The sequence below is a fragment of the Kribbella sp. NPDC058245 genome (assembly GCF_042882005.1).
GTDB lineage: Bacteria > Actinomycetota > Actinomycetes > Propionibacteriales > Kribbellaceae > Kribbella.
Genome location: NZ_JBHVWY010000009.1, coordinates 53,579 through 71,790 on the forward strand (window position 1 = coordinate 53,579; position 18,212 = coordinate 71,790).

Annotated in this window: 12 protein-coding genes; 4 read left to right on the forward strand and 8 right to left on the reverse strand. The window is 67.5% G+C overall.

Annotated features, from left to right (window positions below; translation table 11 throughout):
* Window positions 1-39: 39 nt before the first annotated feature.
* Entirely contained in the window at window positions 40-3,195 is a 3,156-nt protein-coding gene (locus tag ACFVWG_RS21655) for a sacsin N-terminal ATP-binding-like domain-containing protein (RefSeq protein WP_391545146.1), read from the reverse strand.
* Between the two features lie 85 nt (window positions 3,196-3,280).
* On the reverse strand, window positions 3,281-3,721 hold the full coding sequence (locus tag ACFVWG_RS21660; protein WP_391545147.1) for a cupin: 441 nt from the start codon (window positions 3,719-3,721) through the stop codon (window positions 3,281-3,283).
* A gap of 120 nt (window positions 3,722-3,841) precedes the next feature.
* Between ACFVWG_RS21660 and ACFVWG_RS21665 the strand changes: the two genes are divergently transcribed.
* Together ACFVWG_RS21665 and ACFVWG_RS21670 are read left to right on the forward strand one after the other, a co-directional pair.
* Complete coding sequence (locus tag ACFVWG_RS21665) at window positions 3,842-4,639, forward strand: SGNH/GDSL hydrolase family protein (RefSeq protein ID WP_391545148.1); 798 nt, start codon at window positions 3,842-3,844, stop codon at window positions 4,637-4,639.
* Between the two features lie 55 nt (window positions 4,640-4,694).
* Window positions 4,695-5,168, forward strand: coding sequence for a GNAT family N-acetyltransferase (locus ACFVWG_RS21670; RefSeq protein WP_391545149.1), 474 nt, complete (start codon window positions 4,695-4,697; stop codon window positions 5,166-5,168).
* Here the strand turns inward: ACFVWG_RS21670 and ACFVWG_RS21675 are convergent.
* The 3 genes from ACFVWG_RS21675 to ACFVWG_RS21685 are packed head-to-tail and all read right to left on the reverse strand — an operon-like array spanning window position 5,165 to window position 8,419.
* Complete coding sequence (locus ACFVWG_RS21675) at window positions 5,165-7,114, reverse strand: prolyl oligopeptidase family serine peptidase (protein ID WP_391545150.1); 1,950 nt, start codon at window positions 7,112-7,114, stop codon at window positions 5,165-5,167. The two genes, ACFVWG_RS21670 and ACFVWG_RS21675, sit on opposite strands and share 4 nt — an antisense overlap.
* 2 nt (window positions 7,115-7,116) lie before the next feature.
* Window positions 7,117-7,914 carry a GNAT family N-acetyltransferase gene (locus ACFVWG_RS21680; RefSeq protein ID WP_391545151.1) on the reverse strand — a complete coding sequence of 266 codons (798 nt, stop codon included), beginning with the start codon at window positions 7,912-7,914 and terminating at the stop codon, window positions 7,117-7,119.
* Window positions 7,907-8,419, reverse strand: coding sequence for a MarR family winged helix-turn-helix transcriptional regulator (locus ACFVWG_RS21685; RefSeq protein WP_391545152.1), 513 nt, complete (start codon window positions 8,417-8,419; stop codon window positions 7,907-7,909). The genes ACFVWG_RS21680 and ACFVWG_RS21685 overlap by 8 nt, the downstream gene beginning before the upstream one ends.
* Before the next feature lie 96 nt (window positions 8,420-8,515).
* Between ACFVWG_RS21685 and ACFVWG_RS21690 the strand changes: the two genes are divergently transcribed.
* On the forward strand, window positions 8,516-9,286 hold the full coding sequence (locus ACFVWG_RS21690; RefSeq protein ID WP_391545153.1) for a hypothetical protein: 771 nt from the start codon (window positions 8,516-8,518) through the stop codon (window positions 9,284-9,286).
* Here the strand turns inward: ACFVWG_RS21690 and ACFVWG_RS21695 are convergent.
* On the reverse strand, window positions 9,219-9,998 hold the full coding sequence (locus ACFVWG_RS21695) for a YqjF family protein (protein WP_391545154.1): 780 nt from the start codon (window positions 9,996-9,998) through the stop codon (window positions 9,219-9,221). The genes ACFVWG_RS21690 and ACFVWG_RS21695 overlap by 68 nt on opposite strands.
* Before the next feature lie 54 nt (window positions 9,999-10,052).
* On the opposite strand from ACFVWG_RS21695, the gene ACFVWG_RS21700 reads away from it, so the two are divergent.
* Window positions 10,053-11,132, forward strand: a complete 1,080-nt coding sequence (locus ACFVWG_RS21700) for an epoxide hydrolase family protein (RefSeq protein ID WP_391545155.1) — start codon at window positions 10,053-10,055, stop codon at window positions 11,130-11,132.
* 406 nt (window positions 11,133-11,538) lie between these two features.
* Here the strand turns inward: ACFVWG_RS21700 and ACFVWG_RS21705 are convergent, their stop codons facing one another.
* Complete coding sequence (locus ACFVWG_RS21705) at window positions 11,539-12,540, reverse strand: sugar phosphate isomerase/epimerase family protein (protein WP_391545156.1); 1,002 nt, start codon at window positions 12,538-12,540, stop codon at window positions 11,539-11,541.
* A gap of 205 nt (window positions 12,541-12,745) precedes the next feature.
* Window positions 12,746-18,127, reverse strand: a complete 5,382-nt coding sequence (locus ACFVWG_RS21710) for a ThuA domain-containing protein (protein ID WP_391545157.1) — start codon at window positions 18,125-18,127, stop codon at window positions 12,746-12,748.
* Window positions 18,128-18,212 lie beyond the last annotated feature (85 nt).

Here is an 18,212-nt window from a genome sequence, read left to right on the forward strand (position 1 = left end):
GCCGGCGAAGGCGGATCACACCGGTCGGTCGGGACTCGCCTAGTCGTAGGAGGCGTCGGTGAGGAGTTCGGAGGCTCGGTCAGGCTCGTTGAGGACGGCGCGGATGACGTGGCGGCGATCCCAACGGGAGCTGGCCCAGGCGAGGGCTTTGGCGAGGCCGTCGAAGGTCGCCGCGTGCGGTGCGCCCTCGGCGTCGACCCACCATGAGACCTCGACACCGTCGACGGTCAACTCTTCGTGCTCCCACCAGAGTGACGGCACCTCGGGCACGAGCTCCCGCACCAGGTCCGGTACGTCGGCCGCCGTACCGTCGCCGTCAATCTTGCCCTCGGCAACTTCTTGCGCGAGCGGTACGTCGAGGAGATCGCTCAACCCGTCGGCCGCAGCGCCGGAGGCGATGACGAAGCCGCCGAGATCGGAGCGCTGCAACCACATCGGGTTGTCCGCGACGACCGCCGCCTCGGCCTCGACCACCTCGGTCCAGCCGTCCTCCCCCAGCACCCGGACGTGATCGGGTGCGTCACCGGGGAACAACGGCAACGTCCCGAGCTGTCGCCAGAAACGCAAGAGATCGCTCTCTGCGATCTCTTGCTCCGGGTCTGCCAATCGCTCCAGGACCAGGCTGATTCCATCCGCGTCGAGATCACCGACCTCGCGTACCAGCCCGACGGCCGCACGGACCTCAGGATCGAGTTCGCGAGTCCACCCCGGCGCTTCGTCGAGGAACGCGGCGAGAACCGGATCCGCGTCGGGATCGGCTCGGCCGGCGAGCGGTTCGCCGTCCTCGAGGAGAACGCGCTCTCTGATCCACCAGGCCGAGTACGACGGCACGCCGAGCGGGCGGTCGTCCGGTCCGATCACGCGAACCTGGGTGACGAGCGCGCGGCGCAGGTCGGGTTCGGTACCGAGGATCCCGAGGACTCGCGGCCAGGCGTCGTCCTTGATCCAGTCGAGATCCCGGATCGCGGTCAGCTCGCCGACCGTTGCGCCGTACCGGGAACCGTCCGGTGCGACGTCGTACGCCCAGTCCTCGATCGCGTCGAGATCCTTGAGTGCCTCGGGCAACCGGTCCAACGCGACATCGGCGGAGGTGATGGTGCCGAGGGTCGCGAGTACGCCGACAGCCGCGAGCGCGGGCAGTCCATAACGCTCGAGGACTGCTGCGTCGACTGGAGCAACCTCTTCGTCGTCGAGCACCGCCTCAGCGTCGGATCCGGGAACCACGAGAGCGTTTGCTGGGACCAGCTCGCCGTCCGAATCACGCAGGAGCAGGTCCGACAACCACCACAGGCCCTCGGCCTGCGTGGGGTCGGTTGCAACCAGGCTGAGTACGGCGTGCGCGACCGCCTCCGGGTCATCTGCCTCGGCCGAGTGCTCGACAGCGGTCCGTACGGCGCTGTCTTCGAGGAGGGACCGCGGAGAGGCCGGGATCGCGCCGAGTCGTTCGAGCGCTGGGTCGACGGCGGCCGGATGGACGACGCGAACGCCGTACTCGCCGAACTCTTTGAGGACGTCGATGGGGAGTTCCGGGCCGGGCAGCAGCAATCCACGTGCGCCACGGATGAGCCGGCCGTCGGCGAGCGGAACCGGCAACGTACCAAGGGATTCGCGCAGGAGCGCGTCGGTCACCATGCTCGAGAGAGACGCATAGAGAGCGCTCCACCATTCGGGGCTCTCGTCGGCCGCAGCGGACCCGAGCTGGTCCACCACCTCGGCCAACTCCAACCGCCGAACGCCGAGCGCGTCCAACGCGAGCCGGTCCTGCCGCGCTGAACCGATCAATCCCGGAACGATCGGCGCCAGCACCCGATTGAACGCCTCATCGGATCCCTCAACAACCACCGCATCCCGCGGCCGAAGCAACGCACCGTCCTCAACCGCACGCACGATCGGCGTCGCCGGCAGCACCGCAAGAATCGCCTCCCGCAACGCCTGATCCAGCACCCCCGCCGCAAGCCCCGTCGGCACCAAATGCAGCACCCCACCCTGACCACCTGAGCCAACACGGGCGTCTGGGTAGGCGCCGCTCTCGAAGCCAGAAGGCACGCCGCCGGACGACCCACCGTCGGAACCGGCAGACACGCCGTAGGAGCCCGCGGCGAGGTCTGCGCCTTGTGGGTTGCTGGTGGCCTCGGCGCGTTGGTGGAGGAGGTTGGCGTAGGCGGTCGCTGCCTCCTGGACCAAGCGGTCGGTGAGTGGGCCCTTCGCTACGTGGCGTCGGGTTGGGTCCAGGGGGAATGTTGCCAGCAGCAGCGCGGGGAGGGAGAGCGCTTCCTCGGTGGGCGTCGGTGCTTGTACCACGTTCGGGAGCGCGGTACTGGGGTCGCGCGGGAGGGCCCAGAGAACTGAGTAGAACGGGCGAGAGCGCTCTTCGATCGGGCGATCCGCGAGCAGGTGCTCGCGTTCCTGGTGGTCGAAGGTGCCGGCGGTCCGGTGAATCCACCAGCGGGACTCGGCGTCTTCGAGGACGCGGGTCCCCTCCTCGGTCTCGATCTCGATGCGGGAGAGTCCGGGGAGAGCGAGCAGGAGCGGGTCGCCGGCTTCAGCGAGCAGGCGAGCGACGAGGGAGGCCGCGGCGTCGTCGCGCAGCGGGAGGATGACGGCGGTGTCGTAGCCCGTGGGCGGCTCGCCCTCGGCTTCGAAGGGGAGGCGCAGGACGGGAACTTTGCCATCACGACGTCGCACCTCGGTGTCGAGCGCGGTGGCACCGAGGGCCGCGATGGATGCGGCGGTGTCGGCCTTGGAGAACCGCACGCCGCCCGAGCGCGACAACACGACAGGCTCGTCCGAAACAGCCAGCACGGCCGAGAAGCCGACGCCGAATCGCCCGACCGCCCCCGCCGCTCCAGCCCCGGCTCCAGCTCCGTCCGCCGGCCCCGACTCGACCTCGTCGCGTTTGGCGGACGCTCGAAGCGTTGCCAGGGACTCGACGCCTTCCGCGGACAACGGCGTACCGGTGTTGGCGACGACTAGCGTGTTGCCGCGGAACTCGAACAGCACGCGGCCCGGGACTCCCGCCCGGAGGGCGGCATCGGCGGCGTTCTGCGCCAGCTCGATCACCAGGCGGTCGACGTACCCGCCGAGGGCGAGGTCTTCCTCCGCGTTCGCGTCCTCCCGGAACCGGACTGGTGCTGCCGACCAACCTGCCAGCACTCGTTCGCGAATCCCGGCCGTTCCGAACACATCGTCGCTCACGCGGTGCAGTATGCCGGGGCACGGGCCGACCGGTACGGCGAGGGTGCCCGCCGGGGCGTGGAGATCTGCCCCGGCGAGCGCTCTCTCACTGGAACGAACAGCCCGGGTTGGCCGCGTCTTCGGACAGCGGCGCGCCCTTCGGGTTGAAGTAGTAGACCAGGAGCACGATCGGCTTGCCGGTCAGGTTGCGCCCGATGTGGACCTGGTGGTCGGGCTCGCGGAAGACGGAACCCTTCGGGTAGTGACCGTCGGACTTGCAGTCGCTGCCGAAGTGGTCGAGGGTGCCTTCGGCCACCCGGGCGAGCAGGTTGCCGTCGTGGAAGTGCCAGCCGGTCGTCCCACCCGGCTGAATGGTGATCTTGCGGTAGATGATGTCCGTGTCGCCGACCGTCTGCTGCCACAGGATCTCGCCGGTGACGCCGGACGGCGGCGTCGCGTCCGCGGTGGCCGGGACGACGGCGAGCGTCGCCGCCGCCAGACCGGTGATCGAGAACGCGGTGAGCGCTCTCCGCGTGACTCCACGCATGAGCTGTTCCCTTCAGAGAGGTGTTGGTTTCCCAGCTGGAGACCGGCGAGCTGTCTGCCTTGTGACATCGCCGTCCACACTGCGGAACTTATGGTGCCAGCTCACAGCTATGGTTGGCCGGTGATCCCACCCGGCAGTCGGTATGTCGCCCTTGGCAGCTCGTTCGCAGCGGGCCCTGGTATCCGTCCGATCGTGCACAAGCCGGCGGGCCGATCGGGCCACAACTACGCGCACCTCGTCGCCGCGGAGCTCGGTCTCGACCTCACCGATGTCACGTACTCCGGCGCCACCACCGCCCATCTGCTCGACACCCGCCAGGACGACGCGCCACCTCAGCTCGATGCCGTCGGCCCCGATACCGCGCTCGTCACGATCACTGCCGGAGGCAACGACCTCGAGTACGTCGGTACGTTCCTGCGCGGGAGCGCCCTCAACACTCTCGCCAAGCCGGCCACCGTCCTCGGCCGCCGGGTCGCCAACCGGATCCGGGCGCGCGTCAGCTACCTCAAGGACGACGCCGAGTACCAAGCCTCCGCAGACTCACTGATCACGGTCGTCGAGAACATCAGAGAGCGCTCTCCGAACGCTCGCGTGGTGCTCGTCGACTACCTCACCCTCGTCGGTCCCAGCACCCGCCCGCGTCTCGACGTACCGCTGAACGAGGAACAACTGCCGAGCGTCGCGATGATGGCCGACGGCCTGGCCGCCGCGTTCGCCGAAGCAGCGGCCGCCACCGGCGCGGACCTGATCGCCGCGTCCGCGGCCAGTCGCGACCACGCCATCGGCTCCCCCGAGCCCTGGACGACCGGCTTCAGCCTGCAACCGTTCCAGATGCTCCGCGGCTTCGTCCCGTACCACCCGAACGCGGCCGGCATGCGCGCCGTCGCCGACCTGATCGTCGCCCGGCTCCGCACCTGAAACTGTCCGAAGCCGTTGATACGTTGCCGGGAGGACAACGGCAGGAGGAAGAACCATGGCTGACGTGGCTTTGCGCGAGGTCGAGGACAGCGATCTCGATGCGCTGTTCGAGCAGATGCGCGACCCGGAGTCGGTCCGGATGGCGGCCTTCACCCACAAGGATCCCAACGACCGCGCGGCGTTCGACGCCCACATTGCCAAGCTGAGATCAGATCCTGAGCTCACGCACCTCGCCGTCACTCGCGACGGCGAGCTGGTCGGGACCGTCGGCAGCTGGGAGATGGATGGCGAGCGGGAGGTGACCTACTGGATCGATCGTGCGTTCTGGGGACAGGGCATCGCGAGCCGAGCCCTCGCTCTCCTCATTCAGCGCCTGCCCGCGGGTCCGCTGCACGCGCGAGCAGCCAGTGACAACGCCGGCTCGATCCGGGTGCTGCAGAAGGCAGGTTTCGTCATCACCGGCACCGACGTCGGCCACGCCAACGCGCGCGGCGCCGAGATCGAGGAGACCATCCTCCGCCGCGACTAGCGTTCGGCGACTCCCAGCGACCGGCGCAGGAAGTCCAGCTCACGGTAGAGCAGGTTGGCAATGGTGTTCTCGTCGGTGACGCGGTGGCCTTCGCCGGGGAGCACGATCAGTTCGTGGTGTTTGCCTGCCGCGGAGAGGGCGCCGCTGAAACGGAGGGCGTGTGAACTCCAGACATTCGTGTCGGCCAGGCCCTGGATGATGAGCAGCGGCCGGGTCAGATTGGTTGCGTAGGGCAACAGGCTGGTCCGGTCGTAGGCGCCCGGGTGGTCGTCGGGGTGCCCGATGAAGCGCTCTTTCCAGTAGGTGTCGTACTGGCGCTGATCGGCGACCGCGGCGCCGGCGATTCCGGCGTGGAAGATCTCCGGGCGGTGGATCACCGCGGCCGCGGACAGGAAGCCGCTGAAACTCCAGCCGCGCATCGCGACCCGGCTCAGGTCCAGGTCGCCGTACTGGTCGGCAACAGCCTGCAGAGCCTCGACCTGGTCGTCGAGCACCGGGGTCACGAAGTCGCCATGGATGGCACGCTCGTATGCCGGTCCGCGGCCGGGCGTCCCGCGGCCGTCGGTGCTGATCACAACGAAACCCTGCTCGGCGAACCAGCGGGAGACGGCATAGTACGGCGCGCCATGAGCCATCACGAGCTGGAAGCCGGGGCCGGCGTACGGGTTGAGGAGGACGGGCAGGTTCGGCATGCCGGGGCGGTGCCAAGAGGGGTGGAAGACCGCGGTGCGCAGTTCGTCGGCGCCGGCACTCATGAACTTCACGTCGAGCTCGAGGAGGGGCCGCTCCGGACGTGAATGGATGCCGTGGCTGTTGACCGTGATCCGGCGGTCGTTCATTGTGCGGCGGTCCAGCGCCAAGGTGCCATCGGCAACGAATCCGTCGTTGACACCGGCGGTCTCGGTGAGTTGGCGCAGCTCTCCGTCGTAGAGGTACAGCTGGGTCTCGGTCGGCTCGGTCTGCGCCAGGAACGCGATCCCGGCTGAGTTGCTGGATCGGATCTCGGCCACCTGAAGACCCGGCGGCGTAACGAATTCCGCGCCGACGAGGAGCCGATTGGTGTCGCACCCGAGGTCACGTTCGATCCAGACCAGTTGTCCGTCGACAGCTCGCGACGGCGTACCCGGCCGGATGTCGACCCACTGCTCGTCGGTCACCTCCCGTACGACGGTTGTCTCCCCCGTCACCGGATCAGCCTCGAGCAGGTGCACGCGGCGCTGGTCGCGACTCTGCACCGCGAACAGCGGTCTCTCCGTGGTCCACGTGGCCTGAACCAAGTACTCGAACTCGACGTTGTCCCACTGGACCTCGACGCGACTGCCGTCCAAAGCAATCAGGCTGAGGGTCACCTGCGCATTGTCCGTACCGGCTCGTGGGTAGCGGATCTGCTGCGGCAGCGCATCCGGCTGGGTCGGATCTGCCAGGTAGCGCAGCTCGACCCTGCTCTCGTCGACACGGGCGGCCAGGACCTGATCGCCGCTCGGAGACCACCAGAAAGCGCTCTCTCGTTCCATCGACAGCGTGGCCGCGAACTCGGGAACGCCCCAGGTCACCGCGTCGCCGTCCGGCTTGGCGAGCGTACGGCGATCGGAGCCGTCGACGCCGATCACTTCGAGTGCCCCGGACTGAGCGAACACGATCAGTGTTGCGGTGGGATCGATTCGGGCCGCGTCGACGGCACCCACCGGGAGGTTGGTCCGCTCGCCGGTTTCGAGGTTGGTGACGGACATTCCCTCGGCGGTCTGCAGACAGAGCCGGCCGCGCGCTGTGCTGTGGCCGCCGGCCGGGCCAACGCGCTGTTCGCGACCGCGTTCAGCATCTATGACCCACAGCGATCCGTTGCGATTGAACGTCGCATAACGACCGGTGCTGTCGAGCGCGAGCCCGGTGACGGACCCGGCGCTGAAGCGCTGCGTCCGTGCGTACTGCCGGGGCAGATCTTCCACCACTACGGCGTGAAGACGTAGGGCGTCGTGGTCGTCACGGCGAGGAAGCCGAGCCGCTGCAGGATCGGCGAGCTGTCATCGGACGCGTCGACGTGGAGATATTTGTAGCCCTGGGCAACAGCTCGGGCAGCCCGGACGGCGACGAGTGCCTTGTAGATGCCCTTGCCACGCCACTCGGCCAGCGTCGAACCGCCCCACAGGCCGGTGAACTCGGTGTTCTCCTTGTAGACCGCCCAGGCTGCCGAGACCACCACGCCGTCAGCCTCAGCCACGTAGATATCGGTCAGGCCGGTCGCGTGCCGCCGTACCAGATCGTCGGTCAGCCAGGACCAGTCCTCGCCCCAGACCGTCGACTCCATCGCGGCGATCCGCTCGAAGTCGAAGCGGTCGGTGACGAGCCGGATCGTGACGCCGTCGACGGAGTCGCGGCCGGCCAGGCGGTCGACGATGTCCGCGCTCTCCGCGATCAGCACGGTCTCCTGGTCCTCCGGCTCGAACCCGGCCGCCCGCAGCCGATCCGGGAGATCCGCCGGCAGATCATGCCCGCGCAGCTTCCACTCGACCGGCTGACCCTTGGCCGCGAAGTAGTCCCGCTGCCGACCGATCAGCGCGTCCACCTCAGCACCATCGAGACCCTCGAGAGAGCGGTAACTCACGAAGCCCCGCTGCGGATACTCGACCCGGATCACCGGCCCGTCAGTACTCGTCGGAACATCGGCGCCCTCACTGCCGCCGCGCAGTTGCTCGTCGTACGCCGACAGTAGTCGCGCGACCTGGCCGGCCCTCTGATCATCAGTCACAGGAGGACTCTTTCATGCCCTCGGTCGCGCGCAGAAGGGCGCTGAGCAGGGTTTCGAGCTGCTCCTGGTCCGACTCGGGGAGAGCGCGCACCAGGGACTGCTCGACGTCCTGGATGTCACCGATGCCGCGTTGCCAGATGTCGAGGCCGGCTGGGGTGAGGCGGGCGAGGACTTTGCGGCGGTCGTCGCGGTCGTGGTGGCGTTCGACGTACTTGCGGCGTTCGAGAGCGTCGAGGCGGTTGGTGAGGGCGGCGGGTGACATGGAGAGGTGTTTGGCGAGTTCGCCGGGGGTCGCCTGGTACGGCGTTCCGTTGCGTCGCAGGAGGTGGAGGGTCTTGAACTCCCACCACTGCATGTCGTACTTCGCGAGAACGGCGTCACGACTGCGGTCGAGGTACTGACCGAGTGACTGCAGCCGGACCGCGATGCCCTCGACGCGGCGGTCGAAGCCCGGGATCTCGCGTTCCCACTGGTCGACGTGCCAGGTCACGAAGTCTTCTTTCACAGATCGGATTTTTCACCGACTGAAGCTTTGTTGTCAAACATTTCGATGTCGAAGTACCTTCAACGAACCAGTTCACGATCGGTGAGGAGACGTCGGATGGTGCAGGTCGAGGTGTCGGCGGTGGTGGCAGCGGCAGGGCAACTGGTGCTGGCTGGTCAGTGGGGTGTCGCGCGCACGCTGCTGGAGGCGGCCGAGCCGGAGGAAGCGGCGGACGTCCGGGCGGTGGCCCTGGCGCTCGCTGGAGTGTCAGTGGACGAGGACTTCGCCCGGCGGACACAGCACGGGGAGCGCTCTCTCGCGACGCTCGGGAAGGCGCTCGAACTGTTGCCCGATGCAACGGTTCGCTGGGATGCCGCGTTGCTGCAGTTGCGGTCGGACTACGCGCCGGCGTTGTTCGGCGGGCTGAGCGAGCGCGGCGGCTCGCTTCACGCACATGCTGTGGCGTTGCGGGATACCGCACCTGATGACGGGCGGTCCGGGATGGCGGCGTTCTATGCCGGCGCGATCGCCGACAACCTGCTGAGCGAGCCGGCGACGGCGTTCGCGCACTACACAGAGGCACTGAAACGGGGAGAGAGCGCTCTCGATGATCTCCTGATCTCTCTCGCGCTCCGGCACCTTGGCGATCACGCGCACACGGCCGGCGATCTGAAGCTTGCACGGGCACAGTGGGAGCGGTCGACGGAGCTACGCCAGAAGATCGGGCATCTGCTGGGATCGCTCGCTCAACAGGCGCTGCTGTGCGAACTACTCAAAACCGAAGGCGACGCAGCAGGGTCGCGGGCCTTGGCGACCGAAGTCAACCGCTGGGCCGGTCAGGCCGGAATCCCGTTCGTCGAGCAGCAGACGGCAGCAATGCTGGCTTGAGGGGCAGACCGAACTCCGCCGGTACGCCGGGGCTGTGCAGCACGTGGTCGGGTGGTCCCGCTGGCTCAGGGAGCCCGACTGAAGGGAACAGGCCCGGCATGTGCAGCTTGGTGACTGTTGCGGAGTGGAGTTCCCAGGTCGGGTGGTAGTTCGGCAGGTACCAGGTGCGGCCGGCTCGGTGGGTGTGCAGACCCCACCGGGCCGTGAGGAAGTCGGCCAACGGGTCGGTCGGGACGCGCGGACCGGTCTCGACAACGATCGTGCTGCTCGCGCGCACGCCGTACCAGCGAAGGGTCGAGGTGTACGTATGTGCGTCGCCCGAGGCTATGTGGGTCATGTGAGCCCAGCGGTACGGCAGGGCGAAGACGGTCCGAGCGGCCGCGACCACTGTCAGCCGATTCGCGTCGAGGCTGAGGAAGATGACGCCTCGGCGGCCGGTGGTGTCGATCGAGTACAGGCGGATGTTCGTTTCGAGGAAGGTGCCGACGTACGGGACGGACGGTCCGTGTGGGAGGCCGGTGTCGACCATGCGGAACGGGACCAGGCCGACGTACGTGCGTCCTTCGAAGACGTCCGGGCGAGTGCCGGGCGGGAACAGGTGCGCGACCGCGGCGGGATCGACCGCCCAGTGCAGGAAGGTCAGATCGAGCCACCGCTGCCGCAGGATCCGGGGACGCCGGAGCGCGGGCGCGTCCGGCCAGATGGCGGCCATATCAGCGAGCGTAGCGGTCACGTCCTGGCCGGTACCGTGCCTAGGCTCGAGAACATGCGAGAGAGCGCGTTCCGGGCCGAGATCCCGGCAGTCGAGTTGGAAGAGTTGCAGCGCCGGCTGGATGCGGTCCGCTGGCCCGATCAGTTGCCAGGCGTCGAGTGGTCATACGGCGTTGAGTTGGAGCGGCTGCGGTCACTGGTCGAGTACTGGCGGACGACGTACGACTGGCGTCGGTTCGAGCAGAGGCTCAACCAAGTACCGCAGTACCTGACCGAGATCGACGGACAGCGGATCCACTTCCTGCACCGGGCGGTCGAGGGGAAGACACCGCTGCTCCTGCTGCACGGCTGGCCCGGCTCAGGTGTCGACTTTCTCTGCCTGATGGACCTACTGCCGGAGTTCACGCTCGTGGTGCCGACGATGCCCGGATTCGGTTTCTCGGGACCGACCACCGCGACGGGCTGGGGTGCCGAGCGAATCGCGCAGGCCTACGTCGCGTTGATGGAACAGCTCGGCTACGACCGGTATGGCGTCCATGGGTTCGACTGGGGTGCTCGGATCGGACCGGCGATCGCGCGGCTGGTTCCGGAGCGGCTGATCGGCCTGCATCTCGACGGGTATCTTGCCTTCCCGAAGGACGACGACGAACTGAGTGAGAGCGAGAGAGAGCGCTTACTCGGGCTCTCTCGCTGGGAAAGCGAGCGGTCGGGATACGCCGCGATCCAGTCCACCCGCCCGCAGACGCTCGCGTACGCGCTGGTCGACTCCCCCGTCGGCCAGCTGGCCTGGAACCTCGAGTGGTACGACGACTACGGCCACCGGGAAGGTGCCATTGGCAACGATCAGATCCTGGATGCGGTCACCCTGACCTGGCTGACCGGCACGGCGGGTTCGTCCGGCCGGATCTACCGCGAGGCCGCGTCGAGTTGGGGCGCAGAGAGCGCTTTCTGCCCCGTTCCCACCGGCCTCGCCGTCTTCCCCGGCGACAGCACAGTCCGTCGCCTCGCCCAGCGCGAGTTCGACGTTACCCACTACACCGAGTTCGACCGCGGCGGCCACTTCGCCGTACTGGAGGTCCCCGACCTGGTCGCCGCAGACCTCCACTCGTTCTTCACCCTGCATCCCACCCCATAACGTCCGAAGACACGCGGGCCCTGGTGAGCAGACCTTCGGACGTTAACCACCGCCCCCGGCCAACGTCCGAAAACACGCAGGCCCCCGTCAGCAGACCTTCGGACGTTAACCGCCCCCCCAACCAACGTCCGAAAACACGCAGGCCCCCGTCAGCAGACCTTCGGACGTGAACCACCGCACGCATGACCATTCGCCATGCGGTGGGCCGACCACAACTCGGGGTGTGCACTCCCTGCGGGGGCCGTGAACAGGACATAGCTTGTTCAAGCCCACCACTTCTTGGTCAAGCCCACCACTTCTTGTTCACGCCCACCGGTTGTGGCTGGGCGGCTCGCCCACCGGTTGTGGCCGGGCGGTGAGCCACCGGTTGTGGCCGGGCGGTGAGCCACCGGTTGTGGCGAGGCGGTTAGGAGGAGAAGGCGGCGTCGAAGGAGGCGGTGGGTGGGTCGAAGGCGAGGGTGCGCACGAACTGGAGGGCTTCGGCGGCGCCGACGAGGCGGTCCATGCCGGCGTCTTCCCACTCGACGGAGATCGGGCCGGTGTAGCCGATCGTGTTGAGCATCCGGAAGCAGGCTTCCCAGGGGACGTCGCCGTGGCCGGTGGAGACGAAGTCCCAGCCGCGGCGGGGGTCGCCCCAGGCGAGGTGGGAGCCCATGCGGCCGTTGCGGCCGTTGCCTACTTGGCGCTTCGCGTCCTTGCAGTCGACGTGGTAGATGCGGTCCTTGAAGTCCCAGAGGAAGCCGACCGGGTCGAGGTCCTGCCAGACGAAGTGGGACGGATCCCAGTTCAGGCCGAAGGCCTCGCGGTGACCGATCGCCTCCAAAGCCAAGGTGGTCGTCCAGTAGTCATAGGCGATCTCGGACGGGTGCACCTCGTGGGCGAAGCGGACACCTACGGAGTCGAAGACGTCCAGGATCGGGTTCCAGCGGTCCGCGAAGTCGCGGTAGCCGGCCTCGATCATCGACGGCGGGACCGGCGGGAACATCGCCACGGTCTTCCAGATCGACGACCCGGTGAAGCCGACGACGGTGTCGACGCCGAGCGCGCGGGCGGCGCGAGCCGTGGTCTCCATCTCCGCGGCCGCGCGTTGCCGGACGCCTTCGGGAGATCCGTCGCCCCAGATGTGTGCGGGCAGGATCGCCTGGTGCCGCTCATCGATCGGGTCGTCGCAGATCGCCTGGCCGAGCAGGTGGTTCGAGATCGTCCAGACCTTCAGATTGTGCTTCTCCAGGATGTCCAGCCGGTCGCGGACGTACGCCGGGTCCTCGGCGGCACGGCGGACGTCGAGGTGATCACCCCAGCAGGCGATCTCCAGGCCCTCGTATCCCCACGACGACGCCAGCCGGGCGACTTCCTCGAACGGCAGGTCGGCCCACTGGCCGGTGAACAGGGTGATCGGTCGTGCCATCACAAACTCCTCAGCTCGCACACAACAGGGGGTGGTGCCCCCGGCGACACCGGAGCGCGAGGTGCCGCCGGGGACGAGGACCGGGTGGTCCCCCGCCGACCGCCGGAGAGCGCTCTACCCCGTTCCCGGGTGGGGCCGAACCACCCGGGTACGGAAGCGTTCTCCGACGGCGACGTCTTGGGGTCCCGCAACAACTGCGGGACGGCTAGCGGATCTTGCTCCTCAGGTCCTGGCCGACGGCGGTCAGGAGGGTTCGGGTCGGCACGTCCTTCACCGACTTGGCCTGCGCGAGGTACAGATCCATGGCGATCCGGGCGACCAGGGGCTGTTTGCGCTCGACCGCGCGCTGCGCCAGCCCAAGCTGCACCTTCATCACCGTGGCCTGCGCCGGCGAGAGCTTCCCGGAGACGCGAAAGCGCTCTACGAGTTTCAGCGCCTCCGGGTACGACGAGACCACCGTGAACGCCACCGTGGTCACCGACTTGTTGCCTGCCACATCGAGTGCGGTGGCGGTCAGCTTGTGTGCACCAAGACCGAGTACGGCGCCGTCAAGCTTCCCGCCGGCCGGTACCGCCTGACCGTCGATCGCCAGCGTCACTGCGCCCGGACCCGAACCGGCATCCGCTGCCTTGGCACTGACCGTCGCCGTCGAAGCGACCCCGAGCGAGTCCCCAGCGGCAAGACCGCTGACCGTCGCGGTCGGCGCCGTTCGATCGATCTTCACCGTCACCGACTGCGGTTCCGACACATTGCCGGCCGTGTCAGACGCACGCACCTGCAGCGTGTGCGTGCCGTCGGCCGAGAACGTCACCGGAGCGGTGTACTCGGACCAGTTGCCGTCGCCAACCTTCTGCTCCAGATACGTCTGACCACCCTGGTCATCCGTCCCGAGAGCGGTTGCCACGACCGGATCCGTCCACCACCCGGCCTGACCGGAAGGAGCCGACGGGTTCAGCGAGAGCGACACAGTCGGCGCCGTCGTGTCCCGCACCAGCTTGAAGTAGTCGAACTTGGCCGTCTTCGAAGCCGCCTGATCCACACCGAACGCGTAGACCCCGAACTTCGCCCCAGTGGCAAGCGCAGTGTTCGCCACCGAAGTCATCGCCGTCCAAGTCAGGCCGTCTGAGCTGTACGACCCGGTGAAGCTGGAACCCTTCTTGGCCAACCGGAACCACCAGACTCCCTGCGTTGCCCCAGCACCAGGCTGCGGCTCCTGCAGGACGTCGCCCACCTCGCTCCGCAACTCCAAACCGCGAGCAACCGGAGACCCAGACGGGTTCGTGGTCAGGTAGTCCAGCTTCACGTAGTTCGCATCATCCTTGTAGACAAGGAGGCCCGCCTGCTGGAACGCCTCATCGAAGGACGACGCATCGACCTTCGTCTCGATCGTCCAGTCGCCATCCGGTGCCGGCTGCAACATCAGGTTCTTCGGGTTCGTCGCCGTTCCCTGGTAGATGTCGCCCTTGCTCGTGTCGATCTGCAGCCCGTCACCAGTCACCCGGTACGCCGTTGGGTCCGGGCGCACGATCGACGACCAGCGGCACGCGTCGAGCGTCGTACCGGTGAACTCGTCGTCCGGTGCCGGCTGCTCGGCGGTGTCGTCCGGGGTCAACTGGAAGTAGTCGAACGACGCGGTGACCGGCAGCGCCTCGGTCCGGTTCGCCAGCCCGAAGACACCGATCCGCGGGTTGGAGATTCCGGCCAAAGCCTTGGTCTCCGGCATCTCGATGAATGTCGCGCCATCAGCGGAGTACGCCGCCTTCAGGTTCGACCCGTCGGAGGTGAACCGCACCCACACGGTGTCCGGGTAGTCCGCACCCAGGTTGGCCGTGTTCGACCCGGCGACCTCACTCGGTACGCCGGCCTCCTCGCGAATGAACTGGAAGATCCGGTCAGCCGCCGACGGTGCACCCGTCGATCGGCCTTGGATCACCATCTTCGCGTAGTTGTCGTCATCGCCGTACAGCAGCAATCCGGCCTGCTGATAGGCCAATCGAGCCGGCAGCGTGAGCTTGGTTGTTGCCTGCCAGGCACCCGCCGGCAACGGCTGCAGCACGAGGTTCGGCACGCCCGTGTTACCGGTCCCGTAGATGTCAGTAGCGGTCAGCGGGAGCGACAGCTTGCCATCAGCAACCGATAGCTCTTGGTTGCCCCGGACAACAGATGACCAGCGACCGGTGTTCAGAGCAGTCCCGTCGAACCCGTCGGACCGTCCGGTCAGGCAGGTCGGCAGCGACGGCGTATCCACCGTGATCACGACCTTCGCCGTACCGGCTGCTCCGCGCGAGTCCGTCACGGTCGCGATCGCGGTGTGCGTCCCGGCCGTGGTGTAGGTGTGACTGACCGATGCTCCGGTCGCCGTCCCACCATCGCCGAAGCTCCACGTGTACGACAGCGGCAGATCGCCTTCCGGATCCGTCGCGGCCGCCGTGAAGTCGACCTTCAGCGGCGCCTTGCCCTGCGTCGTCGACGCCTGGACCGTCACCGCCGGGCGCTCGTTCTCCGTGACGCCCTTGCCGATGAACTTCACCCAGTTGACGTTGAGCTGCCCCGTCGTCTTCACGAAGTACAACGGACCACTCGCGAGCGACGCACCACTCACCGGCGCGGTGAAGTCGCCGTACGTCTGCCAACCACCGGTCGGCGTCACCTGGATGGTGGCAACCACCGGCCCATCAGTCGGCGAACCTTGACGCACCTGCACGGTCGCACCCAGGTCAGGCGATGCCGCCCGCAACTGGATCTGGCCGATGTTCGTCAGGTTGGTGGGCTTCCAGCCCCACCAGTCGCCGTCCTCGATGAAGCCGATGTTCTTCCCGCCACCAGCAGTGTCGCCGGTGTCCTCAGTCTGTACGCCGGGAGTCGTGCCCGGGCCGCCGGTCTCGTTGAAGAACTCGGCCTCCCGCGTCTTCGGCTGCAGCTGGACGATCTTCTGGGTGGTGATCCGGCCGGTCCCCGGCGCGCCCTTGTCGGTGTAGGTCACCTTGACGATGCCGAAGATGTTCGCCCCGACATGCCCCTGGTCGCCGGGCAGCGGGAACGAGCCTTCACAACCGTGGTACTGCTCGTAATCGTGGGCGTGCTGGTCATGGCCGAGTGCGGGCTGGGTGATGACGTCGTTACAGTCGATCGTCCCGTCCTCGGGATCGGTCACCGTCACCTTGTAGTGGATCGTGTCCCCGAACTCGAAGAACCCACCGTCGACCGGCGCCTCGATCGAGATCGTCGGCGCGGTGTTGCCCACCGTGATCGTCTTGTTCGACACCGCGGTCCGGCCGTCCGGGTCGGTCACCGTCAATCGCGCGGTGAACACACCTGGCGTGCTGTAGGTGTACGACGGTTTGGGCTCTGTACTGTCGGTCGTCCCGTCCCCATCGAAGTCCCAGGCCAGCGTGATCGGCTGCCCGTCCGGATCTCGTGATCCAGTGGAGTCGAAGGCGACCGCCAGTGGTGTCGGACCGGACGTCTTGTCGGTCGTGAACTGGGCAATCGGTGCCCGGTTCCCTTGCACATAGTCGATCCGGTAGATCCCGGAGTCGGCGTTGTTGCCGCCGAACCCACTCCCCCACTCGATGACATAGAGGGCGCCGTCCGGTCCGAACTGCAACGCGTGCGGCCGGATGAAGTTCAGCTTCTCCAGCATCCGTGACACGTCGCTGACGCCAGTCCGGTCGTCGGTCAGCTGGACCGAGAACAGCCGGCTGTCGTTCCAGTCGGCGAACACGGCCTTGCCGTCGAAGTACGCCGGCCACTTGCGGTCCGACGTACTGGCTGCGTCGAACTGGTAGGCACCGCTCGTCATCGGCGCGCCACTGCCACCGATCTCCGGCGAACCGGTGGTCGACTTGCCCATCCAGAGCGAGGCGGGGATTGCCGCGGGCAACTGAGTGATGCCGGTGTTGTTCGGCGAGTCGTTGACCGGGGCGTTGCAGTTGAACGTCGCTCCCGACGTACCGGTGGCGAAGTCGAAGTCGTTGTACGGCGTGTTCGCGCCGACGCAGTACGGCCAGCCGTAGAAGCCCGGCTTGTCCAGGATGTCCCACTCGACCCGGCCGTCCGGGCCGCGCGTCGGCGAGACCTGGCCGGCGTCGGGGCCGTAGTCGGCGACGAACAGGTGGTTGGTGGTCGGGTCGATGCCGATCCGGAACGGGTTGCGGAAGCCCATCGCGTAGATCTCCGGGCGGGTCTTCGCTGTTCCGGGCGCGAACATGTTGCCGGAAGGGATTGTGTAGGTGCCGTCGGCCTCGGGGTGGATCCGCAGGATCTTGCCGTTCAGCGCATTGCTGTTCGCGGCGCTGCCCTGGGAGTCCCAGGCCGCGCGGCCCGCACGTTCGTCCAGCGGCGAGTAGCCGTCGGAGTCGAACGGGTTCCGGTTGTCGCCGGTGGCAACGAAAAGATTGCCGTTGCCATCGAACTCCAGCGCACCACCCGCGTGGCAACACTGATCGCGCTGGGTGTCGATCCGCAGAACCTTCTTCTCGCTGGCCAGGTCAAGAGTGTCACCAGTCACCTTGAACCGGGATACCTGGTCGTGCGGATCGGCCGCGGCCGGCGAGTAGTACAGGTACAGGAAGCCGTTGGTGTCGAAGGCCGGGTCGAGCGCGATCCCCAGCAGCCCGAACTCCTGACCGGTGTAGACGTCCAGGGTCGCCGCGGTCACGACGGAGCCGTCGGTCTTGACGATCTTCACCGCGCCGTTGCGGTCGATGTAGAAGACCCGGCCGTCCTTCGCGATCGTCAGTTCCATCGGGTTCGAGGTGTTGTCGTCGAGGGTGACCTTCTCGTAGCTGTCGCTCAGCGAAGCGCCACAGTCGGCGGGCTGCACACCAGCGGCGGTCTTGATGCCACCGAGCAACAGCTTCTGGAACGTCGGGTCGGCGTACGACTCGATGGTGTGTCCCATGCCCGTGTACCAGGCACGGCCGCCGTCGTAGTCCTGACACCACGTGATCGGGTGCTCGACGCCCATGTTGCCGCCGCTGTACGTCGATTCGTCCAGTGACTCGAGGACGTGCACGGTACCGCGGGGATTGGTGCGGTAGTTGTACCACTCGTCCGTGCGCTGCCACTTGGTCGGCGCCTCGGCGGTCGACGGGTGCGCGTGGTCCTCGGTCTTCACCGTGGCGGTCGGCGTACCGGCCGGGTGGCTGTCGAAGTAGCTGCCGACGAGCTTGCCGTACCACGGCCAGTCGTACTCGGTGTCCGAGGCCGCGTGGATACCGGCGTACCCGCCGCCGCCCTTGATGTAGCGCTCGAACGACGCCTGCTGGTCCGCGTTCAGTACGTCGCCGGTCGTGGAGAGCCAGATCACGACCTCGTACTTGGCCAGCTCGGTGTCGTTGAACATCGAGGCGTCCTCGGTCGCGGTGACCGTGAAGTTGTTGCCGGCGGCCAGATCCTTGATGGCCTGGATTCCCGCCGGGATCGAGTCGTGCCGGAAACCTGCGGTCTTGCTGAAGATCAGGGCGTTGAAGGTCTCGTCACCGTGCCCGGGATGTGCCCGGGCCGGTAACGGGGCCAGCAATGCCGCCACCAGGGCGAGCACGAGGGCAGCGGCAAATGTGCCGTGCCGGCGTAGCTGGATCATCGGAGCTCCTCATGGGTCGGATAAGGTGCGCGCTCCTGCTATTCCCGTGCTCTGCCCGGCGCGGGACGTGGTGTTGTCTTTACTG